General features: G+C 70.7%; 21 protein-coding genes. 12 read left to right on the top strand and 9 right to left on the bottom strand.

Annotated features, from left to right (window positions below; all coding sequences use genetic code 11):
* Positions 1 to 253: 253 nt before the first annotated feature.
* Together ACWGPE_RS04355 and ACWGPE_RS04350 are read right to left on the bottom strand one after the other, a co-directional pair.
* Entirely contained in the window at positions 254 to 526 is a 273-nt protein-coding gene (locus ACWGPE_RS04355; protein WP_231431614.1) for an acyl-CoA carboxylase epsilon subunit, read from the bottom strand.
* 10 nt (positions 527 to 536) lie between these two features.
* Positions 537 to 2159 (bottom strand): acyl-CoA carboxylase subunit beta, encoded by a 1623-nt coding sequence (locus ACWGPE_RS04350; protein WP_231431613.1) that lies wholly within the window; start codon positions 2157 to 2159, stop codon positions 537 to 539.
* Positions 2160 to 2246: 87 nt separating this feature from the next.
* Between ACWGPE_RS04350 and ACWGPE_RS04345 the strand changes: the two genes are divergently transcribed.
* From ACWGPE_RS04345 to ACWGPE_RS04335, 3 genes are all read left to right on the top strand, one after another.
* Entirely contained in the window at positions 2247 to 3119 is an 873-nt protein-coding gene (locus tag ACWGPE_RS04345; protein WP_231431612.1) for a biotin--[acetyl-CoA-carboxylase] ligase, read from the top strand.
* Between the two features lie 7 nt (positions 3120 to 3126).
* Entirely contained in the window at positions 3127 to 3687 is a 561-nt protein-coding gene (locus ACWGPE_RS04340; RefSeq protein ID WP_452048214.1) for a PH domain-containing protein, read from the top strand.
* A 62-nt stretch (positions 3688 to 3749) separates the two neighbouring features.
* On the top strand, positions 3750 to 4613 hold the full coding sequence (locus ACWGPE_RS04335; RefSeq protein ID WP_452048213.1) for a DarT ssDNA thymidine ADP-ribosyltransferase family protein: 864 nt from the start codon (positions 3750 to 3752) through the stop codon (positions 4611 to 4613).
* On the opposite strand, the gene ACWGPE_RS04330 is transcribed toward ACWGPE_RS04335, so the two are convergent.
* A complete protein-coding gene (locus ACWGPE_RS04330) occupies positions 4571 to 5230 on the bottom strand; it encodes a GtrA family protein (protein ID WP_231431609.1) in 660 nt (219 codons plus the stop codon). The two genes, ACWGPE_RS04335 and ACWGPE_RS04330, sit on opposite strands and share 43 nt — an antisense overlap.
* A gap of 59 nt (positions 5231 to 5289) precedes the next feature.
* Between ACWGPE_RS04330 and ACWGPE_RS04325 the strand changes: the two genes are divergently transcribed.
* From ACWGPE_RS04325 to ACWGPE_RS04315, 3 genes are all read left to right on the top strand, one after another.
* Complete coding sequence (locus tag ACWGPE_RS04325) at positions 5290 to 6441, top strand: 5-(carboxyamino)imidazole ribonucleotide synthase (protein WP_255679981.1); 1152 nt, start codon at positions 5290 to 5292, stop codon at positions 6439 to 6441.
* Between the two features lie 99 nt (positions 6442 to 6540).
* Positions 6541 to 7008: a 5-(carboxyamino)imidazole ribonucleotide mutase gene (gene purE / locus ACWGPE_RS04320; RefSeq protein WP_255680535.1), complete on the top strand. Its 468-nt coding sequence runs from the start codon at positions 6541 to 6543 to the stop codon at positions 7006 to 7008.
* The gene (locus ACWGPE_RS04315) at positions 7005 to 8378 is read left to right on the top strand and encodes an LCP family glycopolymer transferase (RefSeq protein WP_452048212.1); all 1374 of its coding nucleotides are present in this window, start codon (positions 7005 to 7007) and stop codon (positions 8376 to 8378) included. The genes purE and ACWGPE_RS04315 overlap by 4 nt, the downstream gene beginning before the upstream one ends.
* A gap of 51 nt (positions 8379 to 8429) precedes the next feature.
* Here the strand turns inward: ACWGPE_RS04315 and ACWGPE_RS04310 are convergent, their stop codons facing one another.
* Positions 8430 to 9569, bottom strand: coding sequence for a glycosyltransferase (locus ACWGPE_RS04310; RefSeq protein WP_452048211.1), 1140 nt, complete (start codon positions 9567 to 9569; stop codon positions 8430 to 8432).
* Between the two features lie 143 nt (positions 9570 to 9712).
* Here ACWGPE_RS04310 and ACWGPE_RS04305 point away from each other — a divergent pair, with 143 nt between their 5' ends.
* The 3 genes from ACWGPE_RS04305 (at position 9713) to ACWGPE_RS04295 (ending at position 14177) form a co-directional block, all read left to right on the top strand.
* Positions 9713 to 10663, top strand: coding sequence for a glycosyltransferase (locus ACWGPE_RS04305; RefSeq protein WP_231431604.1), 951 nt, complete (start codon positions 9713 to 9715; stop codon positions 10661 to 10663).
* Positions 10660 to 11493, top strand: a complete 834-nt coding sequence (locus ACWGPE_RS04300) for a glycosyltransferase (protein ID WP_452048210.1) — start codon at positions 10660 to 10662, stop codon at positions 11491 to 11493. The genes ACWGPE_RS04305 and ACWGPE_RS04300 overlap by 4 nt, the downstream gene beginning before the upstream one ends.
* Before the next feature lie 134 nt (positions 11494 to 11627).
* The gene (locus ACWGPE_RS04295; protein WP_452048209.1) at positions 11628 to 14177 is read left to right on the top strand and encodes an LGFP repeat-containing protein; all 2550 of its coding nucleotides are present in this window, start codon (positions 11628 to 11630) and stop codon (positions 14175 to 14177) included.
* A 41-nt stretch (positions 14178 to 14218) separates the two neighbouring features.
* Here the strand turns inward: ACWGPE_RS04295 and ACWGPE_RS04290 are convergent, their stop codons facing one another.
* The 5 genes from ACWGPE_RS04290 to ACWGPE_RS04270 all read right to left on the bottom strand — a co-directional run bounded on the left by ACWGPE_RS04290 (position 14219) and on the right by ACWGPE_RS04270 (position 19289).
* Positions 14219 to 16168 carry a DUF6541 family protein gene (locus ACWGPE_RS04290; RefSeq protein ID WP_452048208.1) on the bottom strand — a complete coding sequence of 650 codons (1950 nt, stop codon included), beginning with the start codon at positions 16166 to 16168 and terminating at the stop codon, positions 14219 to 14221.
* Between the two features lie 152 nt (positions 16169 to 16320).
* The gene (locus ACWGPE_RS04285) at positions 16321 to 17526 is read right to left on the bottom strand and encodes a glycosyltransferase family 4 protein (RefSeq protein WP_452048207.1); all 1206 of its coding nucleotides are present in this window, start codon (positions 17524 to 17526) and stop codon (positions 16321 to 16323) included.
* Positions 17523 to 18137, bottom strand: coding sequence for an acyltransferase (locus ACWGPE_RS04280; protein WP_231431600.1), 615 nt, complete (start codon positions 18135 to 18137; stop codon positions 17523 to 17525). Before ACWGPE_RS04280 ends, ACWGPE_RS04285 begins: the two co-directional genes overlap by 4 nt.
* Before the next feature lie 31 nt (positions 18138 to 18168).
* A complete protein-coding gene (locus ACWGPE_RS04275) occupies positions 18169 to 18546 on the bottom strand; it encodes a DUF2304 domain-containing protein (protein WP_231431599.1) in 378 nt (125 codons plus the stop codon).
* A gap of 5 nt (positions 18547 to 18551) precedes the next feature.
* Positions 18552 to 19289: a glycosyltransferase family 2 protein gene (locus ACWGPE_RS04270; protein ID WP_231431598.1), complete on the bottom strand. Its 738-nt coding sequence runs from the start codon at positions 19287 to 19289 to the stop codon at positions 18552 to 18554.
* A 69-nt stretch (positions 19290 to 19358) separates the two neighbouring features.
* On the opposite strand from ACWGPE_RS04270, the gene wecB reads away from it, so the two are divergent.
* From wecB to ACWGPE_RS04255, 3 genes are all read left to right on the top strand, one after another.
* Positions 19359 to 20429: a non-hydrolyzing UDP-N-acetylglucosamine 2-epimerase gene (wecB, locus tag ACWGPE_RS04265; RefSeq protein ID WP_231431597.1), complete on the top strand. Its 1071-nt coding sequence runs from the start codon at positions 19359 to 19361 to the stop codon at positions 20427 to 20429.
* 103 nt (positions 20430 to 20532) lie between these two features.
* Positions 20533 to 21636 (top strand): DegT/DnrJ/EryC1/StrS family aminotransferase, encoded by a 1104-nt coding sequence (locus ACWGPE_RS04260; RefSeq protein ID WP_231431596.1) that lies wholly within the window; start codon positions 20533 to 20535, stop codon positions 21634 to 21636.
* The gene (locus tag ACWGPE_RS04255; RefSeq protein WP_231431595.1) at positions 21636 to 22622 is read left to right on the top strand and encodes a Gfo/Idh/MocA family protein; all 987 of its coding nucleotides are present in this window, start codon (positions 21636 to 21638) and stop codon (positions 22620 to 22622) included. The genes ACWGPE_RS04260 and ACWGPE_RS04255 overlap by 1 nt, the downstream gene beginning before the upstream one ends.
* Position 22623 lies beyond the last annotated feature (1 nt).

Below are 22623 nucleotides of genomic sequence, written 5' to 3'. Positions count from 1 at the left end.
AGCCCGAGCCACGGCGACAACCCGAATATCGCCCTGGCTCGCCCCCAACAGGTCATCGGTTACCCGACCGATGACTGTGGCGGCTCCAGTGGAGCCTGCAGAATCAATACTTCCCGATCCGCAAGCCCGATACCAGTCAGCATTTCGGGGGACACCCCGGTCCCCCCTGCGAGGTACACGAGACGACGGCATCGTGCGCCCCCCGGCGCGAGACGGGTTCGGGCCGTCCTCGCGTATCGGGGGACACGCGCGCTCAGCGCGCCGAGCGAACCCATCGGCCGGGGCCGACCTCGACCGGGCTGCGGAAGGCGCGGCTCGATCGCACCCAGGGGTGGCGACCGGGTTCGGCCTCGGCGGCCGAAGCGTCGCCGGCGGCCTCGGCGTCGACGGCCGAGAGCAGCACCGCGGTCACGGCTGCCGCCTCCTCGTCGCTCACGGGCGTGAGGATGCGGAGGTCGGCCGCCCGAGGGTCGGCCTGGCGGTCTGCGACGGCTCCGGCCGAGGCATCCGAATCGTGATCGTTCATGGCCGGCCCCCTACAGCGGGATGTTCCCGTGCTTCTTCGACGGGAGGCTCGCGCGCTTCGTGCGCAGGGCGCGCAGCGCCTTCACGACGGCGACGCGGGTGGCAGCGGGCTCGATGACGCCGTCGAGCTCACCGCGCTCGGCGGCGAGGAACGGCGAGGCCACGTTGTACGTGTACTCGTTCGCGAGCTTCGTGCGCACCGCCGCCACGTCTTCGCCGGCCTCCTCGGCGCGCTTGATCTCACCGCGATAGAGGATGTTGACAGCCCCCTGGCCGCCCATCACCGCGATCTCGGCCGTCGGCCACGCGAGGTTGATGTCGGCGCCGAGCTGCTTCGAGCCCATGACGATGTAGGCGCCGCCGTAGGCCTTGCGGGTGATGACGGTCACGAGCGGCACGGTCGCCTCGGCGTAGGCGTAGAGCAGCTTCGCACCGCGGCGGATGACCCCGGTCCACTCCTGGTCGGTGCCCGGCAGGTAGCCGGGCACGTCGACGAGGGTGAGGATCGGGATCGAGAACGCGTCGCAGAACCTGACGAAGCGCGACGCCTTCTCGCCCGCGGCGATGTTGAGCGTGCCGGCCATCTGCGAGGGCTGGTTCGCGATGATGCCGACGGTGCGGCCCTCGACGCGGGCGAAGCCGACGACGATGTTCGGCGCGTAGAGCGGCTGCACCTCGAGGAAGTCGCCGTGGTCGACGACCCCTTCGATGACCGCGTGCATGTCGTACGGCTGGTTGGGCGAGTCGGGGATGATCGTGTTCAGCCGCTTGTCGTCGTCGGTGATCTCGAGCTCGACCTCGGAGTCGTAGACGGGCGCGTCGGTCATGTTGTTGTCGGGCAGGAACGAGACGAGCGTGCGCGCGTAGTCGAGCGCGTCGGACTCGTCGCTCGCGAGGTAGTGCGCGACGCCCGAGACCGTGTTGTGCGTGAGCGCGCCGCCCAGCTCCTCCATGCCGACGTCCTCGCCGGTCACCGTCTTGATGACGTCGGGGCCCGTGACGAACATCTGGCTCGTCTTGTCGACCATGATCACGAAGTCGGTGAGCGCGGGGGAGTAGACCGCGCCGCCCGCGGCGGGGCCGCAGATGATCGAGATCTGGGGGATGACGCCGGACGCCTGCGTGTTGCGGCGGAAGATCTCGCCGTACTTGCCGAGTGCGACCACGCCCTCTTGGATGCGCGCGCCGCCCGAGTCGAGGATGCCGATGATCGGCACGCCCACCTTGATGGCGTGCTCCATGATCTTGATGATCTTCTCGCCGGCGACCTCGCCGAGCGAGCCGCCGAAGATCGTGAAGTCCTGCGAGTACACCGCGACCTGGCGGCCGTGGATGGTGCCGGTGCCGATGACGACCGAGTCGCCGTAGGGCCGCTTCGCGTCCATGCCGAAGGCGTGGGTGCGGTGGCGCACGAACTCGTCGAACTCGACGAACGAGCCCGGGTCGAGGAGCTCGGCGATGCGCTCGCGCGCGGTCATCTTGCCCTTGGCGTGCTGCTTCTCGATCGCCGCCTCGCCCGACGCGGTCACCGCTTCGTGGTAGCGCAGCTTGAGGTCGGCCAGCTTGCCGGCGGTCGTGGAGAGGTCGGGGCCGTCAGTCGCTTCGGTCACGTCGTTCACTCTACCGGCGAGCATCCGGGCGACTTCGTTGAGGTTTTCCACAACCTCGCCCCCTGACCTTGTCGAAGGGAACGAGGTCGCCGCGTGGCTAGGGTGTGTGTCATGGGATGGGAGCGATCGCGCGCGGCGGTGCCGCGCTTCGAATTCCTCGACGAGGCGGGGTCGACGAACGACGAGCTGCGCGCGGCGGCCACGGGCGAGGATGCCGCGGCCTGGCCGCACGGCTCGGTCATCGTCACCGACAACCAGACGAGGGGCCGCGGCCGTCTCGGCCGCACGTGGCTCGCCCCCACGGGCAAGACGCTCGCGATCTCGCTCCTGCTCAGGCCGGAGCTGCCCGGCGGCCGCGTGTTCCCGCCCGACGCGTTCGGCTGGATCCCGCTCATGGCGGGGGCGGCGATGACCGAGGCCGTGCGCGCGGCGGTCGACGCCGCCGAATCCGTCGTCGCCGCGAGCGACCCCGAGTACGACGCCGACGACCGCTCGGGGGGCGTGTCGGTCGAGTTGAAGTGGCCGAACGACGTGCTCGTCTCGGACTACAAGATCTGCGGCATCCTGTCGGAACTCGTGCAGGGCGTCGCCGACGAGCCGCCCGCCGTCGTCGTCGGCGCCGGGCTCAACCTGACCCTCGACGAGCACGACCTGCCGACGCTCACGTCGACCTCGCTCCTCCTGGCGACGGGCGTGCGCCCCGACGGCGACGCCGTGCTCGCCGACTACCTCGGGCGGTTCCTCGCGATGTTCGACGACTTCTGCCGTGCCGGCGCCGACGCGGCCGTCGCCGGCATCGACCGCAGGGTGACGGCGCTGTGCGGCACGATCGGCGCCGAGGTGCGGGTCGAGCTGCCCGGCGATCGCGAGCTGCTCGGCCTGGCCGAACGGCTCGACGCCGACGGCCGGCTCGTCGTGATCGACCGCGAGAACGGTGAGCCGTGGTCTGTCGCCGCGGGCGACGTGACCCACCTGCGCTATTAATGGGCGTATGACGAGAGCCGACGCGCCGGTGACGGCCGCGCCGACCGTCCCGCCCGAGCGGGTCGTGGCACGGCTGCGTCGCCACGCGCGCGTGCTGATCCTCCCCGTGCTGCTGCTCATCGCGGTCTCGGCGGCCTCGGGCTATGCGGTCGGCCTCGTCGACGAGTCGTGGCAGCTGCTCGCGATCGGCGCCGGCGCGCTCCTCGTCATCGTGCTCGGCTGCCTGCTGCCGTACCTCGCCTGGCTCACCGGCCGGACCACGATCACGACCCGGCGCATCATCATGCGACGCGGGGTCTTCGTGCGGGTGCGCAACGAGATCGCGCACGCCCGTGTGCGGGAGGTCACCGTGCGGAAGACCCCTGGCCAGAGCATGTTCGGCTCAGGCGACGTGCGCATCGACGTCGGACACGAGGCGCCCGTCGTGCTGCGCGACCTGCCGAAGCCGCAGCTCGTGCAGTCCGCGCTCCACGAGCTCATGGAGGACGCCCACCGGACTCCGTTCGGCGGCGCCCAGGTCATGCCCGGCGTACTCGACGGCGACACCGTGGCGTGGGGCGGCCGCTGAGCGCGTAATGTTGTCGGGCGGCTCTCGCGCACCCGAGCGAGCCGCACGATGAAGGGTTCCAATTGGCCGACGAATGCATCCACGGTTTCGACGAAGGGCTCTGCGCCACCTGCTTCCCCCCGAAGCAGCCCGAGCCGACGGCGACGACGACGTCGCCGGTACGCGGATCGACGCGTGAGAACGCGCGCACGGCGACGCACTCGACCCGGACGGCGACGGCCGAGGCGTCACGGCCGTCGAGCCGTCCCTCCTCGTCGGCACGCCCGCTCACGGCGCCGCCGCTCGAGGTCGGCACGATGCGCATCTACCACGTGACCCATCTCGACAACCTCGCGAAGATCCTCGGTTCGGGCGCGATCGTGCCCGATTCCGGCGGAGCGAACCCGGTCGTCGACATCGCCGCCCCGGCGGTCCGCGAGTACCGTCGTACCGCCGAGGTACCCGGCACGGACGCCGTGCTCGCCGACTACGTGCCGTTCCTGCTCACCCCCGACGCCCATGTGTGGGACGCCGTGCGCACCGGGACGCCCGATCCTCGCCTCCGCGCCGACGCCGTCGAGCGACCAGCGGCCGACCACGTGCTGCTGGTCGGCTCGGTCGCCGCGGCCCGCGGGGCGCTCACCGCCTCCGGAACGATCGCCGCCAGTGCGACCGACGCGTCGCTCCCCGGCGCGCAGGTCGTGGTGGAGTGGGCCGACGTCGAGCGACTGCTCCGCCGGCTCGCGCACGACGACGAGACGGCACGCCTCGCGACGGCCGAGCTCCTCGTCCGCGGCGACGTGCCCCTCGAGCGGATCGCCCTCATCGCCGTCGCCAACGAGAAGGTGCGCGACCGCGTGCGGTCGGCGCTCGCCGCCGTCGGCGTGCGCGCCCGCGTCGCGGTCTACCCGCCCTGGTTCCTGCCCGCCGGCGACGACGTGGTCTGACCGGTCTCGGGGGCGCGGTCCTGCGACGTCCCGCTCTCGTCCGGCCGGTGCCCCGAGACCTCCTCGGCGGGCTCCTGCGACGTCGGCTCCTCGAAGATGGCGCGCTGCGCCTCTTCGACGCGATCGACCTGCGAGAGCCCGTCGGAGCGGTGGTGCCCGTAGACCCAGTACCGGTACAGCACGAAGCGGAACGCAGTGCCGAGGCCGAGGCCGATGACGTTGGACGAGACGTTGTCGGCCACGAGGTTCGTGAGCCCGAGGGCGTGGTGGCTGATCCAGAGGCACGCGAGCGAGATCGCCATGCCGCCGAGCGACACGACCACGTACTCGGCGAACTCGCGGAGGTAGTTGCGCCGCCGGTGCTTGCGGAACGTCCAGTACCGGTTGCCGAGCCAGTTGAAGACGATCGCGACGCTCGTCGAGATCGTCTTCGCGCCGATCGCCGACTGCGCCCAGCCGTCGGCCCCGAACATGCCGAGGCGCAGCGCGTTGAAGAGCGCCACGTCGATCACGAGCCCGATGAGGCCGACGACGCCGAACTTCAGCGCGTAGGCGAGCAGGCCGTGCCAGGCGCGTGCGGCGAGCCCTGCGGGGCGATCGGGCGCGACGGTGGACACCGCCACATCATATTCCCCGACCCGTAGACTGAACTGGGCGTCGGCCGGGCGCCACTGCGATGAGAACAGGGGTGCACGGAGTGCGGGTCGGTGTGATCGGCGGCGGACAGCTGGCCCGAATGATGATTCCCGCGGCGATCGAGCTCGGCGTCGAACTCCGGGTGCTCGCCGAGCAGGAGGGCATGTCGGCCGAGCTCGCCGCCGACCGGGTCGGCGACTACACCGACACGGCCACCGTGCTCGAGTTCGCGAGCGAGGTCGACGTGATCACGTTCGACCACGAGCATGTGCCGCAGGACGTGCTCCGCGCGATGGTCGACGCCGGTGTCCCGGTGCGCCCCGGCCCCGACGCGCTGCGCTTCGCGCAGGACAAGCTGCTCATGCGCGAGCGGCTCTCCGAGCTGGGCCTCCCGGTGCCCGACTGGGCGCGCATCGAGACGGCCGACGAGCTCGACGCGTTCATCGCCGACCACGGCGGCGCCGCCGTCGTGAAGACGCCGCGGGGCGGCTACGACGGCAAGGGCGTCAAGGTCGTGCGCAGTGCCGGCGAGGTCGCCGAGTGGTTCTCCACCATCGTCGAGGACGGCCGGCAGGGTGCGCTCCTCGTCGAGGAGCTCGTCGACTTCCGCCGCGAGCTCGCACAGCTCGTCGCGAGGCGGCCGAGCGGTGAGATCGCGGCCTGGCCCGTGGTCGAGACCGTCCAGGTCGGCGGGGTCTGCAGCGAGGTGATCGCCCCCGCGCCGCGCTCGGCCGGGCGGCTCGCGGAGGTCGCGGCCGACGTGGCCGTCACGATCGCCGAGGGACTCGGCGTCACGGGCGTGCTCGCCGTCGAGCTCTTCGAGACGACCGACGACCGCATCCTCGTGAACGAGCTCGCGATGCGCCCGCACAACAGCGGGCACTGGTCGATGGACGGGGCGACGACCGGACAGTTCGAGCAGCACCTGCGCGCGGTGCTCGACCTGCCGCTCGGTGCCACCGGCACCCGCGACGAGTGGTCGGTCATGGTCAACGTGCTCGGAGGTCCCGCCGAGGGCTCGCTCACCGACCGCTACGCCGAGGCGCTCGCAGGGCACCCGACGGTGAAGGTGCACAACTACGGCAAGGCGCCGCGCCCCGGCCGCAAGATCGGCCACGTCACCGCGACGGGCGACGACCTCGACGCCGTCGTCTACGAGGCGCGGGCGGCGGCGGCATTCTTCCAGGACTGACGTCGACCCGCGGTGGGGCGTTGCGGGGTTCTCCCAGCGCCCGGCCGTACACTCGATCAAGTGACTGAGACGAACACCAGCCCGCTCGTCGGCGTCGTGATGGGGTCGGACTCCGACTGGAGCGTCATGCGCGACGCCTCCGCCGTGCTCGACGAGTTCGGCATCGCCCACGAGGTCGAGGTCGTCTCGGCGCACCGCACGCCCGAGAAGATGATCGACTACGGCAAGCAGGCGGCCGCGCGCGGCCTCAAGGTCATCATCGCCGGCGCAGGCGGCGCAGCTCACCTGCCGGGCATGCTCGCCTCGGTCACGACGCTGCCGGTCATCGGGGTGCCCGTGCCGCTGGCGAAGCTCGACGGCCTCGACTCGCTGCTGTCGATCGTGCAGATGCCAGGAGGCATCCCCGTCGCGACCATGGCGATCGGCGGGGCCAAGAACGCCGGCCTCTACGCCGTGCGCGTGCTCGGCGCGTCCGACCCCGCCCTGCGAGCGGCCCTCGACACCTACGCCCGCGACCTCGCGGCGCTCGTCGAGCAGAAGAACGAACGGCTGAAGCAGACGCGATGAGCGTGGCAGCAAGCCCCATCCGGTACCCGGATGTCGCGTCGCGCACCGTGATGACCCGCCGCGGCTGGTGGCTCGTCGTCCTCAACTTCCTCATCCCGGGCGCACCGCAGGTGCTCGCGGGCAATCGTCGACTCGGCCGCTTCGGGCTCGGCGCCACCCTCGTGCTCTGGGCGCTCGCGATCCTCGCGCTCGTCGCCTGGTTCTTCTGGCGCTCGGCGCTGTTCACGCTGTTCACGACGACGTGGAGCCTGTGGCTCGTCGCGCTCGCGCTCCTCTTCTACGGCGTGCTCTGGGTGGTGTTGACCCTCGACACGCTCCGGCTCGTGCGCATCGTGAAGACGGCGCCCTCCGCTCGCGGCTGGATCGCGGGGCTGACGACGCTCGTCATGGTCTTCCTCTCGGGCGGCGCGGCCTACGGCGCGTACCTCTCGATCACCGCGAGCGGACTGATCTCGTCGATGTTCGTCGCCGGCCCCACCGAGCCGCCCGACGAGAACGGCCGCTACAACATCCTGCTGCTCGGCGGCGACTCCGGACCCGACCGTGAGGGCATGCGCCCCGACAGCATGTCGGTCGTGTCGATCGACGCCGAGACCGGCGCGGCCGTCACGATCGGCCTGCCGCGCGACCTCGAGTACTTCCCGTTCTCGGAGGGGTCGCCGCTCGCCGACGTCTATCCCGATGGCTACGGCGCGATCGACGGCTGCGAGGTCGACGTCTGCCAGCTCAACTCGGTCTACACCGAGGTGGAGCTCAAGAGCCCCGAGATGTATCCGAACGCCGTGTCCGAGGGGTCGGAACCGGGCATCGAGGGCATGCGCGACGCGGCCGAGGGCATCACGGGGCTCGACATCCAGTACTACGCGCTCATCGACATGCAGGGCTTCGAGGCGCTCATCAACGCGCTCGGCGGTGTCGACATCGACGTCGAGACGCGCATCCCGATCGGCGGCGACGAGGACAACAACGGGGTCGACGGCTGGATCGAGCCGGGGCAGCAGCATCTCGACGGCTACCACGCGCTCTGGTACGGCCGGGCGCGCTACGGCGTGGCCGGCGGCGACTACGAGCGGATGGCGCGCCAGCGCGTGCTGCAGGAGGCGATCCTGCGACAGTTCACGCCGACGAACGTGCTCGCGAAGTTCCAGGAGGTCGCTTCGGCCGGCGCCGACACGGTGAAGACCGACGTGCCGCAGTCGATGCTCGGGTACTTCGTGAACCTCGGCATGAAGACCAAGGAACTGCCGATGGGTCACGTCGAGCTCACGCCCGAGAACGACATCGACCCGACCGACCCCGATTACGAGTACATCCGGCAGCTCGTGCACGACGCGGTCGTGCCGCCCGCGACCGAGGAGCCGGCCGAGTAGGGCGGGCCTCCGCCCGGCCGCCGGCATCTCGGATGCCTCGGGGCGCGCCGCTCAGATCTCGGCGTGCAGCGCCCAGACGCGCTCGGCGGAGTCGCGCCAGCTGAACGCGTGCGCGCGGTCGGTGCCGGCGACCGAGAGCCGTTCGGCGAGGTCCGCGTCGCCGACGACGTCGGCGATCGCGCCGGCGAGCCGCTGGGCGTATCCGGCACCCCCGTCGCCGATCTCGACCGCACGGCCGGCGTCGGCCGAGATCTCGACGTACGCGGGCGTGTCGGAGTGGACGACGGGCACGCCGAGGTGGAACGCCTCGATGAGGGACGTGCCCGCTCCCTCATCGTGGCTCGGCGCGACGTACGCGGTCGCCCCGGAGAGCACGGTCGCCAGGTCGGCCGGATCGGCGAGCTCGAGCGCCCGTACCCGCCCGGGCGCGACGCCGGCCTCTTCGGCGACCGCCGCGAGGTGCAGCTCGCCCCAGTTCTCGGGACCGAGCACCACGAGCGGCACGTCGGGGGCGCCCTCACGGCCGAGCGCCGCGAGCAGGTCGACGACCCCGCTGCGGGGGTCGAGCGACCCGCTCGTCACGAGGTAGTCGCGGGGCAGTGCGAACCGGGCGGCCCGGTCCGCCGCGTCGCGAGGCATCTTCAGGCCGAGCCGCGGTGCCGTGCCGATGACCCGGACGCGGTCGCCGAAATCGGCGACCATCGCGAGCCGCTCGGCGAGCGCATGAGTGGGCACGACGACCGCGTCGGCGTGCTTGCGGGCCCGCTTGAGCATGCCCTTGTGCCACGAGACCGTGGTCGCGGTGAGCGACTCGGGGTGGGTCCACGCGAGGAGGTCGTGCACCGTCACGACCGTCTGGTCTCCGGTCGAGCGGTCGTGTCGCCGCAGCGGTGCGAAGAGACCGGGCGCGTGCACCATGCCGCCGCCGGGCGACGTGGTCAGGCCGAACTGCCATGCGGCCGCGAGCTCGCGTCGCGCGAGGCTCGTCTTGTAGAGCCCGGACAGGCCGGGGAACCGGGCGAGCAGCCGGTCGTAGTCGGCGGGGAGCGATGACGAGACGATGCCCTCGACCTCGCAGCCGGAGGGCGCCGAGGCGATGAGCGACTCGGTCAGCGCCTCGGTGTACCGGCCGAGCGCGCCGGGAACCGGCGCGACCACTTGGTCGACGATCATCCGAAGCGTCGTGGGCATGCCCCTCCTTCGAGTGTCACAGGCGACCCTCCAATCTATCGCGCCGCTACCCGAGAATCCGGCGAGAGCCCCGTGCTGTGGAAAGTCCGACGTCGGGGACAGGGCAAGATAGTGGGGAGCAATCCCGAGATCAGCGAGAGTCGATGAGTCCGTCACCTGTGCCACCGCGCGTCGTCGCCGTCGTCGTCGCCTACAACCGCGCAGCCCTCCTGACCGAGGTGCTCGCCGCGCTCGCGACGCAGCACGCCGCGCTCGCGAAGGTCGTCGTGGTCGACAACGCCTCGACCGACGACTCGGCCGACGTGGCTCGTGCCGCAGGCGAGCTCGTCGACCTCGTCTCGCTGCCGCGCAACACGGGCGGGGCCGGGGGATTCGCCGCGGGCATGGCCGTCGCCCTCGCCGACCACGAACCCGACTGGCTCTGGCTCATGGACGACGACACCGTGCCGACCGCGTCGTCGCTCGCCGAGCTGCTCGCCGCCGTCGACGGCACCGACCTCGTCGTCGCGGGCTCCCGCGTCGTCTGGCACGACGGTACCGAGCACCCGATGAACACACCGCGGGAGAAGCCGTTCGTGGCTCGCGACGAGCGCATCGCCGCGGCTCGCCGCGGAGGCATCCCGATTCGCAGCACCTCGTTCGTCTCGATGCTCGTGCGAGCCGACGTCGTGCGCGAGGTCGGCCTGCCGATCGCCGACTACTTCATCTGGAACGACGACTTCGAGTACTCGACCCGGGCGTTGCGCGGCCGCCGGGGCGTGCACGTGCCCGCATCCGTGGTCGTGCACAAGACGAAGGTGCTCGGCGCGACCGACGCCGATCCCGGGCCCCGCTTCTACTACGAGGTGCGCAACAAGCTCTGGATGTTCCGCCGCTCCGCGAGCCTGTCGAGGGGTGAGAAGCTCCTCTACGGCGCCTCGAGCGTGCGCCGGTGGGTTCGCACGGTCGTACGGTCGAGCGACCGCACGACCCTGCGCGACGGCTGGCGGCGCGGCTATCGCGACGGCACGCGCACTCGGCCGCGGCCGAACGCGATGGCGCTCGACGGGCTCGGCCGCGCGAGCGACGCGGTGCGCCTGGTGGAACCGACGTGAGCACGCCCTTCTCGCTGCTCATGCCCGTGTACCGCGGCGACGACGCCGCGCACTTCGCGAAGGCCTTCACCTCGAGCGTCGGCGACCAGACCGCCCGACCGGCGCAGGTCGTGCTCGTGCAGGACGGCCCCGTCGGCGACGACCTCGCGGCCGCGATCCACCGCGTCGTCGGCGAGAGCCCGGTGCCCGTGATGCACCACGCCATCGACGAGAACGTCGGGCTCGCTCGAGCCCTCGAGACGGGCCTCGGCCTCTGCGAGCACGAGATCGTCGCCCGCATGGACGCCGACGACATCTCGCTGCCCGAGCGGTTCGCACGGCAGCTGCCCGTGATCGAGGGCGGCGTCGACCTCGTCGGCACCGGCATGTTCGAGTTCCTCGACGACGGCGGGGCGATCGTCGCCCGACGCACCCCTCGCACGGGCCACGACGAGATCTCGCGCTACGCACGCTTCCACGACCCGTTCAGCCACCCCACCGTCATGTACCGGCGCACCGCGGTCGAACGCGCGGGCGGCTACCAGCCGCTGGGGCTCATGGAGGACTACTGGCTGTTCGCGAGGATGATCCACGCCGGGGCCTCGGTCGAGAACCTGGCGGAGCCCCTCGTGATGTACCGCGTGGGCGCGGGCGCGTACGCGCGCCGCGGTGGACGCGCGCAGTGGCGCAGCGAGCTCGAGCTGCAGCGGGCGCTGCGTCGGATCCGGTTCACCAGCCGCTGGGAGTACCTGCGCAACGTGACCGTGCGCGGGGTGTACCGGTTCGTGCCCGAGCGAGTGCGCAAGGTCGCCTACCGGCGGCTGATCGCGGGCGGCGGCAGCACGGACTGAACGGCCGTGCGCAGGCACGCCGGTGCCGTCGTGTCGGTGAGTCCGACGCGCGCGAGAACCCCGCATCTCCCGTTCGAGCGCCCTGATGGATAGCATGGGCGGGACCGGAGTTCGGGGGCGGGACGGTTCGGAAGATGCGTACAGGGTTGAAGCGGCGGATGCTCGCGGTCGTCACGGCACTGGTTCTGGCCGTCGGTTTGGCCACGGCCGACGGCATCGCCGATGAGGCGCCCGCGACGGCCGCGGTCGGCTCCGCGTTCAATCCGGGCATGATCATCAGCGACGCCGTGTTCTACAACAGCGGCACGATGACGGCGGCGCAGATCCAGTCCTTCCTCAACGCGAAGGTGCCGACCTGCCGGTCGGGGTACGTGTGCCTGAAGAGCTATCGGCAGACGACGACGTCTCAGCCGGCGCGGAGCGAGGGCTGCTCGGCATACGCCGGTCAGGCGAACGAGACCGCCGCGCTCATCATCTACAAGGTGGCACGCGCATGCGGCATCAACCCGCAGAGCCTGCTCGTCCTGCTCGAGAAGGAGCAGGGGCTCGTCACCGACACGTGGCCGACCTCGAGGCAGTACCGGTCCGCGACGGGCTACGGCTGTCCCGATACGGCCGACTGCGACATCAACTACTACGGGTTCTTCAACCAGCTCTACAACGCCGCCTGGCAGTTCAAGAAGTACCGCGCCCGACCCGATCGCGCATACCGGGCCGGCCGGTACAACACGATCCAGTGGCACCCGAACTCCGCGTGCGGTACGTCGCAGGTCTACATCCAGAACCAGGCGACCGCCGGCCTCTACCTGTACACGCCGTATCGACCGAATGCCGCGGCGCTGCAGAACCTGTACGGGACCGGCGACGGTTGCTCGAGCTACGGCAACCGGAACTTCTGGCGCATGTTCACCGACTGGTTCGGCTCGACCGGGGGCTACACCGTCGATCCGAACCTGCTCTCCCTCTACAACTCGACCGGTGGCGCCACGGGCATCCTGGGGCCGGCGACGGACAAGCCCGTGCACTATGCCGACGGCGGCGCGGGGCAGGAATTCCAGCGCGGATGGGCCTACTGGCACTCGACGACGGGCGCCTTCCGCACGGCGGGCACCGTCGGCAGGTCGTACATCACGCTGAAGGGGCCCACCGGCGTGCTCGGCTACCCGCTCTCGAACCCGAAGAGCGAACCGCTCTCAGGGTCGAGCCAGCGGTTCCAGAAGGGCTCGCTCTATTACTCGCCGACGACGAAGATCCACATCGTCTCCGGCAAGATCCTCACGTCGTACACCACGCTGAAGGGCCCGTCGGGAGTGCTCGGCTTCCCGGTCTACAGTGCCATCGCCGGCCCGAACGGCGGCTTCGGCCAGCAGTTCCAGTACGGCTGGTTGTACACGTCGCCGACGACGAGCATCCATCGTGTGTCCGGCGCCATCGCGAAGTCGTACCAGGCGCTCAAGGGCCCGGCGGGCATTCTCGGCTACCCGATCGCCGCGCAGAAGTCCGCGGGCGACGGATGGGTCAGCCAAGCCTTCCAGAAGGGCGTGCTGTACTACTCGCCGAGCGGGGGAGTCCACTACGTCCTGACGAAGATGCAGGCCGGATACGCGCTTGCCGGCGGGGTCACCGGGGCGCTCGGCGCACCCGTCGACAGCACGAAGACCTACGGCAGCGGCCTCGGCCAGCAGTTCCAGAAGGGATGGCTGTACTGGGGGCCCGACACGGGCTTCGTGCGCAGCTGGGGGGCGATCGGGAAGTCGTATGCGGCGCTGAAGGGACCTTCGGGCCTCCTCGGGTTCCCGGTGTCGACGCCGAAGACCGCGGCGAACGGATGGACGACCCAGACCTTCCAGAAGGGTCTGCTCTACTACTCCTCGTCGTACGGCATCCACTACGTCCTCAACACGATGAACGCGGCCTACGTCAAGGCGGGCGGGCTGACCGGGAAGTACGGCATTCCGCGCGACAGCACGAAGTCGTACGCCGACGGCGGATTCGGCCAGTGGTTCAGCAAAGCCTGGGTGTACGTCTCCTCGAAGGGCGTCGGAACCACGACCGGCGTGCTCGGCACGTCGCATTGGAAGCTCGGCGGCGGTGGCGGTGTGCTCGGCTATCCGACTGCGGCGCAGAAGTCGGAGCCGGGCAGCGGTCTCAGCCAGCAGTTCACCGGCGGCGGCCTGTACTACTCGCCGAAGTACAGCATCCATTACGTGCGCAGCACGCTCAACACCGAGTACCTCCGCCGTGGCGGAGTCAGCGGTTCCCTCGGACATCCCCTCGGGAGCACCCTCGGGTTCAAGGGAGGCTACGGGCAGCGGTTCGTGAACGCCTCGCTCTACTGGTCCGAGGCGTCGGGGTACCAGACGACGAGCGGGGTCATCGCGACCTCCTATTCCGCGCTCGGCGGCCCCGACGGCGTGCTCGGCTACCCGGTCGCGCCGCAGCGCAAGGAGCCGGGCGGCGGCCTGAGCCAGGAGTTCCAGAAGGGATGGCTCATCTGGTCGCCGTCGTCGGGGATCGACCGGATCGCACGCCCGATCGGCGAGTACTACTTCCAGAACGGTGGGACCGAGGCCTTCGGCTACCCGAAGAACAGCACGGTGTCGAAGACCGGTGGAGTGCTCGAGCAGGAGTTCGCGAAGGTCCGGCTGCGCTGGACGAGCACGGGCGGTGTCGTGAAGTACTGAGTCCGACGGCGGTCCGGGTGACCTGAACCGGCCCCGCCGGGTCAGTCGCAGTCGACCGCGTAGAGCCCGATCTCTCCGTCGGCGTCGACGAGCGTCAGACCGTCGGCGTCGGCGTCGATGCCGGTCAGCCCGGGATACTGCTCGGCCCGTTCGTCCGTGCCGAAGATGAATCGGTCGCCGAAGTCGAGGACGTGCGTGACGCCGAGATCGCGCGCCGCGGCGCAGGCCTCGGGAGTCCCATCGGCCAGGCCTTCCGCGAGGGCCCAGTACGCGTCGGGGTAGGCGCCGCCGACATGCGGGAACAGCGTCCGGAGGCCCGTGTACGCGTACACCAGCGAACTCCCGTTCCATGGATTGCCGGCGATCACCGCGTCGTCGGGCACGAGTTCGGGGATCCGGTCGAGGAAGGCCACCTCATCGCGGGAGAGCATCACGCTGCGATCGTCGAGTCGGTACCGCGCGGCGACATAGGGGCTGCTGTCGGCGACGTTCGACGCGAACGGCACGCCGATCGCGACGAGGGTCACGACGATCATGGTGGCGAGCGCGGGCAGGCGCGGGGTGCGCCGGCCGCTCGTGCGTCCGAGGCGAACGCCCCGGGCGAGCCATCGGGCGACGCTCACGGCGCCGAGGGCCGCGAGCGGGATCGCGAGGACGGGCGTGAGGGCCGCGAGCCGGTAGGCATCGTTGTACCAGACGCCCGTGATGGCGGTGCGGAGCGGGCCCGCCGGCCAGCCGACCGCCACGGCGTAGAGGAGGACGCTCAGCAGGTAGGCGCCGACCGTCCAGCGCAGTCTCGGCCGCCAGCAGGCGACGACCAGCCCGATGAGCATGAACGCGCTCACGACCCAGGCGTAGTCGAGGTCGATGGGGCCATTCGTCAGGGCCTCGCGAACCGCCGCCGGGAAGTTCCTGCTCGGCATCCAACCGTTGTCCATGGTCGTGGTCCGGGCGAACGCGACGGCCTCGACCGCGAACAGCGCGATCGCCCCGACGGACGAGAGCACCGCGACGCGGACCCGGCGCTCCGGCGCGGCCCGCCGGCTGGCGCGGACGACCGCGTACACGACGAGCGGGACGGTGAGGACGAAGAGGCTGAAGAGCGCGTTCGGGTGGGCGAGCGTCATCCCGCCGACGATCCACGCGGCGGCGAGGGCGAGCGCGACGGGCCGCATGCCGAGCATGGACCGCCGCTGGACCAACGCCGTGAGCAGCGCGAGCGCGATCGACAGAACGGCGACGGCGAGCAGGTTCGGGTAGAGCACGCCGAACCAGAGGAGCATGGCCGGGAACGCCCCGAACACGGCGCTGAGGCCGCCGACGAGGAGGGCGTGGAACGGTGCCCTGCCGAACAGCACCCGTGCGAGGAACACGCAGGCCACCGTCCATACGACGGATGCGACCGCGAGCGCGACCGCGTTCGTCGCGACCGGGATGGACGCACCGGTCAGCTGGACGACGATCGAGACGATCGCGTGCCACAGCGTCGGATAGAAGCTCGTGACCCGCCCAGGCGTCGTCATCGTCATCGCGGTCGGCGAGGCGTTGCCGGTGTCGAGGATCCACTGCACCGCGTTCAGGTGGAAGACGGTGTCATAGGTCTGTGCCGGATCGCCCGGGGCGCCGATCTGGGGCGCGATGAACAGCAGGGTGAGCACGGAGCCCAGTACGACGGCGATCGACTGAGCAAGGAAGGGACGCCCCCATTCGTTCCGGCTTCCGCGTGCAGGGGCGATCGTCAGCCGGCGACGCAGCACGAGCAGGACGAGCGCGACTACGAGCGAGAGGATGAGGGGCGGGGCGATCGTCCAAGGCAGCCCGACCCAGGGCGCCACGACCGACGAAAGGCCGATCGATGAGATCGACGAGCCGATGGCGACGCCGACGAACGCGATGCCGCGGAGCCGGAGCGCGGCGGCGATGGGCGCGCCGATGCCGATGAGGAGCGCGACGACGGTCGCGAAGACCGGGGCGAATTCGAACCAGGACATCGCGCGTTCAGCCTGCGCAACCGTGATCGGCGAACGTGCCGCAGGACGATCGGGTGGAGGTCCGGTCGCGTGAGGGGGCGAAGGTCACGTGCTCGGCTCCATTTCTGAGGGACGGTCCATGCTACTCGACCGGTCGCGGCCGAAACCGGGCGTCAGCCGAGCGCGCCGAGCACAGCTGCGGCCGCGGAATCCCCGACCGCGTGAAGCGAGGCGTTGCGCTCGACCCACGCGGCGCGATGGCGCCGTTCGGCGGCCGCGCGGTCCGTGCCGTGGCCGCGCAGGAGCGCCAGCATGGCATCCGCGACGGCTTCGGGGGTGAAGGCGGCGTGGACGCCGAGGCCGTGCTCCCCGACGAGTATGCCGCCGCTGCTCGCATCGGATCCGGCGAACACGACGGGAGTGCCGCAGGCGGCGGCCGCGTACGTCTTCGTCGGACGCGCGAAGTCGTAGCCCAGGCCGGGCACGATGCTCACGAGCGCCCCGATCGCTCCGCGGATCCATTCGGCGGAACGCTCAGGAGGAACGACTCCGCCGAACGTGACGGCGTCGGGTGCGGTCTGGGCCGCGAGCTCGCGCAGCTGCGCCTCGGAAGCGCCCTGACCGAAGAACCGGAGCTCGACCTCGGGGAAGTGTTCGCGCACGAGCGGCAGGGCCCGGATGAACACCTCCGGCCCCTGCCACTCCGACATCGTCCCGGTGTAGACGAAGTACGGTGCGCCGCCGTCGGCGGCGGGACCGTCGGGGGCGAACACGTCGGTGTCGATGCCGTTGCCGACGGTGGCGATCCGGTCCGGTCGGACGCCGAACCGCGCGATCCGGTCGGTGACCTCGTCCGAGATCGACAGCACTGTCGAGGCGTGACGCATCGTGACGCCCTCGAGCCAGCGGATGGCGGAGACGACGAATCGCGGCGCACCGATCGCCGCGACGCCGTCGGTCCAGATGTCGGCGGCGTAGTAGGCGTACGGGCGGCGCCGCAGTGCGCTGACCGCCGCGACGATGATGCCGGTGGTCGGTGGTGCTTCTGCGACGGCGAGGTCGAAGCGATTCCCGAGCAGCCGGAACACCAGGGGGATGTCGAAGCTGAGGTACTGGAGGTAGCCGCGCACGTTCCCGCCGGCGTCGCGGAGTGCGGGGAAGCGCGAGATCTCGAGGCCGGGCGACGCCTCATCGGTGCCTCGGGGCGCGGTGGGCGGCGGGGTGGTCGTGAGCACTCGCACGGTCGCCGAACGATCGATGAGCGACCGGGTGAGGGCCCGCAACCGGAACGCCCCGGCACTGACCTCTGGCGCGTACAGCCTGGTCGCGAGGACGACGCGGGGGGCGGCGGGGTTCTTGGGAGCCCTTGCGGGACTCACGCAACGACCTCGTGGAGCTCGCCATTCGACTCGGCGTAGCGGGCGCCCGTCTGCGGGCACACCCATTCCCCGTCGCCGAGCTGCTCGAGCGGCACACCGGCCCGGCCGACCCAGCGGATGCGGCGCGCAGGGACGCCCGCGACGAGCGCGAAGGCGGGAACGTCCTTCGTGACGACGGCGCCCGCGGCGACCGTCGCCCATGCTCCGATCGTGACCGGCGCGATGCAGACGGCACGTGCGCCGATGGAGGCGCCGCGCTCGATCGTGACGCCGACGGGCTCCCAGTCGGATGCGGTCTTGATCGATCCGTCCGGCGCGATCGCACGAGGGTAGGTGTCGTTCGTGAGGACGGCGGCCGGGCCGATGAACACGCCGTCTGCGAGCTGCGCCGGTTCGTAGACCAGGGCGTAGTTCTGGATCTTGCAGTCATCGCCGAGGCGGACGCCAGAGCCGATGTACGCGCCGCGGCCCACGATGCACCGCTCGCCGATCTCCGCGCCCTCGCGGACCTGTGCGAGGTGCCAGATCTTCGTGTCGTCGCCGATGCGTGCGTCGGGGGAGACGTCTGCGCTCTCCGCGATGGTTGCCACGATGGACTCCTTCTTGCTCATGGCGGGGTCTCGTCCCGGACGCCGCGGCGCCTCAGGAACGGTCGTCGGGGAGATCGCGCTTCGGGTCGATCCGCTCCTCGAGCCGCTCCAAGCGTACATTCTGCAGCGCGGACTCCTCGGCGAGCGTGCGCGTCTTGTCCTCGAGATCGGTCAGCTCCGCACTGTGCTGGAGATTGACCAGGAACAGCAGGACGATCGAGATGAAGAAGACGAGGTTGCTCGGGACGCCGACGCCGAGCACACCGGCGAGCCACGCGACGCTCGCGGGGAAGAGCGCACCGACGAGGGCGAACAGCGCCGCGAGGATCCACCAGATCGCGTGGCGTTCGCGGAGCCGGCGGCGCCGGAGGAGTTCGATCACGGACGCGAGTGCGATCAGGGCCGCACCGATTCCGAGGAGATAGGTCATGGTGCTCATTCGGGCACCCCGGCTCCCGTGAGGCGCACCCGGGGCCGGGTCATCGCGAAGACGAGCGCCATGCTCGCCCTCGCGAGATACGCCGCGGCCTTGACCGGATGGTGCGACGGCACGCCCCCCTGGCGATCGCGCATCGCCACGGGCGACTGCCGGATCCGGAGTCCGGCGCGCGCCGCGATCACGAGCGCCTCGACGGTGTCACCGAGGTACTCGGCAGGATAGGTCGCCGCGAACAGCGAGACCGCGCGCGGGCCGCTGGCCTTGAAACCGCTCGTCGCATCCGTGAGCGTCGTACCCGAGATGCGCCCGATGACGGAGGCGAGGACCTTCATCGCCCATCTCCGGGGGCCGCGGGCGCTGTACTCGCCCGTTCCGGCGAATCGGGCACCGATCACGATGTCGGCGTCCTCGAGTTCGGCGACCAGCCGTGGCACGTCCCGCGGGTCGTGCTGTCCGTCCGCATCGACCTGCACGACCGCCGAGTACCCGTTGCGCAGGGCGTAGCGGAAGCCGGCTCGCATCGCCCCTCCGACGCCGAGATTGAACGGGAGGTCGACCACCGTGACCCCGCGATCCCGCGCGACGGCGACCGTCCCGTCGCCCGAGCCGTCGTTGACGACGAGGCAGTCGATCGTGGGAAGGGCCTCCGAGATCTCGTCGAGCAATGGCCCGAGCGCCTGCTCCTCGTTGAACGCTGGCAGCACGATGAGCGGGCGCAGCGGAGTCGAGGGCATGACGGTGATACTAGCAATCGAACCCTTTCGAGAACGTGCGCGGAAGTCGCGCTCGTCTACGATCGATGCGTGAAGGTTCTCAGTGTCGTCGGCGCCCGCCCGCAGTTCGTCAAGCTCGCTCCCATCGCCCGGGCCGCCCAGTCTGCCGGCGTGGAGCACGTCATCGTCCACACCGGGCAGCACTACGACCCGATGCTGTCGGACGTCTTCTTCGACGACCTTCGCATCCCCGCGCCGACGGTGCACCTGGGTGTGGGGTCCGGCAGCCACGGAGTGCAGACCGGCGCCATGCTCGGTGCCCTCGACGCCGTGCTGGGCGAGCACGACCCCGACTGGGTTCTCGTGTACGGCGACACCAACTCGACGCTGGCGGCGGCCGTCAGCGCCGTCAAGCTGCACTACCCGGTCGCGCACCTCGAGGCGGGGCTGCGGTCGTTCAACCGGCGGATGCCCGAGGAGCACAATCGCGTGCTCACCGACCACGCGGCGGACCTCTGCCTCGCGCCGACGCAAGTGGCGCTCGACCACCTCGCCGCCGAGGGCCTCGCCGAACGCAGCGTGGTCGTCGGCGACGTCATGACCGATGTCCTGCTGGCCGTGCGAGACGCCGTCGCCGACGAGTACCCGAAGCTCCTGGAGGAGGCGGGACTTCCGGAGCGCGGCTACTACCTCGCGACGATCCACCGCGCTGAGAACACGGATGACCCCGATCGCCTCCGATCGATCGTCGAGAGCCTCGCCAGCCTCGACCGGCCGGTGCTGATCGTGGCGCACCCGCGCCTCGTGGCGAAGGCGGCCGAGCACGGCATCGAGCTCTCGACCGGCACGCTCGTGCCCCATCGTCCGCTGCGCTACCCCGAGCTCGTCTCGGTGGCGCTCCGCAGCGCGGGTGTGGTGACCGACTCGGGAGGTCTGCAGAAGGAGGCGTTCCTGCTGGGCGTCCCGTGCACGACCGTTCGGACGGAGACCGAGTGGGTGGAGACGGTCGAGCTCGGCTGGAACGTGCTCGCGGAGACGCATGAGGAGATCGCGCGCGCCGTCCAGCGGCCGGCGCCCGCGCCCACCGATGCGCAGCCGTACGGCGACGGTCGTGCGGCCGAACGCGTGATCGAGGCGCTGCTCGCCGGCTCTCGCGCCTGACATCGGCGCCATCCGACCGCGATGGCGCGAGTTTTCGGAGACGGTAGGATTGGCGGTCGTGCCTTGTGCCGTCGAGCAGAACTACGTAGTGAAAGGTGGGCGCGTGAGCGGTCCAGAGTTCATCCCTGCGGCGAAGCCGATCATCGGCGACGAGGAGCGAGCGGCGGTCGATGCCGTGCTTCGTTCCGGAATGGTCGCGCAGGGGCCTGAGGTCGCCGCGTTCGAGCGCGAGTTCTCCGAGGTCCTGCTCGACGGCAGGGCTGCCGTGGCCGTCAACTCCGGCACGTCCGGGTTGCACCTCGGCCTGCTCGCCGCTGGCGTCGGGCCCGGCGACGAGGTGATCGTTCCGTCCTTCACGTTCGCCGCGACCGCCAATTCGGTCGCCCTGACCGGCGCGACGCCGGTGTTCGCCGACATCGAGCCCGACTACTTCGGCCTGGACGTCTCGTCGGTCGAGTCGCTCATCACCGAGCGAACGGTCGGCATCATGCCGGTCCACCTGTACGGGCACCCGGCGAACGTGGGCGCACTCGGCGATCTCGCCGAACGACGCGGGCTGAAGCTGTTCGAGGACGCCGCGCAGGCGCACGGGGCGTCGCTCGGCGGCCGTCGGGTCGGAACGTTCGGCGCGTTCGCGATGTTCAGCCTCTACCCGACGAAGAACATGACGTCGGGCGAGGGCGGAATGGTCTCGACGGGAGACCCCGAGGTCGAACGACGACTCCGCCTGCTGCGCAATCAGGGTATGGAGCGCCAGTACCAGAACGAGATCGTCGGGTTCAACGCGCGGATGACCGACATCCACGCCGCGATCGGCCGAGTCCAGCTGACGAAGGTGGATGCCTGGACCCGGGCGCGTCAAGAGAACGCGGCGTTCCTCGACGCCAACCTGAAGGGCGTCGTCGTACCGCCCGTGGCGCCCGACGCCGTGCACGTCTACCACCAGTACACGATTCGCGTGGTCGACGATCGCGATGGCTTCGTCAGGGCGCTGAAGGAGGAGCACCAGGTCGGCAGCGGCGTCTACTACCCGATCCCGAATCACCGGCTCCCATCGCTCGCGCAGTATGCGCCGGGCCTCGACCTCCCCGAGACCGAGCGCGCCGCGCTCGAGGCCGTATCGCTGCCCGTCCACCCCTCGCTCACGCAGGGCGACCTGGAGCGCATCGCCGCCGCCGTCGAAGCCGTGGCAGGGGCCGGCGCCTGATGGCCGCGCTGCGCGCCGGCCTCCTCGGCGTCGGCATGATGGGCCGGCACCACGCACGGGTGCTCCGCGAACTCGACGGCGTCGAGCTCGTCGCGATCGCCGATCCCGGCGGAGACCCCCACGGCGTCGCGGGCGGTCTCGAGGTGCTCCCCGACATCGACGCGCTCATCGCGGCGGGCATCGACGTCGCGGTCGTGGCGGTACCGACGCGATTCCACGAAGATGCCGCGCTGAAGCTGGCGGACGCCGGGATCCACGCGCTCGTCGAGAAGCCCATCGCGGATTCGGTCGAAGCCGGTGCCCGCATGGTCGATGCATTCCGCGAGGCCGGCCTCGTCGGCGCGGTCGGACACATCGAGCGCTTCAACCCGGCGTTGCAGGAGCTGCGCCGCCGGCTCGAGGCCGGCGAGCTGGGGGCGGTCTACCAGATCCAGACGCGGCGGCAGGGTCCCTTCCCCTCGCGAATCGCCGATGTCGGGGTCGCGAAGGACCTCGCGTCGCACGATGTCGACCTCACCGCGTGGGTCGCGCAGAGCGAGTACGAGACGGTGTTCGCGCAGACCACCTTCAAGAGCGGGCGCGAACACGAGGACATGATCGCGATCACGGGCCGACTGGCGTCCGGGGCGATCGTCAGCCATCTCGTGAACTGGCTCAGCCCGATGAAGGAGCGGGTCACCGTCGTGACGGGTGAGCGCGGAGCGTTCGTCGCCGACACGTCCACGGGCGACCTCACGTTCTACGCGAACGGCACCATCCCGCTCGAGTGGGAGTCCGTGACGGCGTTCCGGGGAGTGTCCGAGGGCGACGTGACGCGCTTCGCCTTCCCGAAGCGGGAGCCGCTGCGGGTCGAGCACGAGGCCTTCAGGGACGCGGTGCTCGGCAAGCCGAGCGACGTCGTGACGATGGAGCAGGCGCTGCGGACGCTCGCCGTCGTCGAGGCGGCGCTCGAAAGCGCCCGCGAGGGCAAGGTTCTGCAGCCCTAGC

It is taken from the genome of Agromyces sp. NPDC055658 (assembly GCF_053618155.1).
Note: the sequence above shows the minus strand (reverse complement) of the source record. Positions and strands in the feature narration are given on the sequence as shown.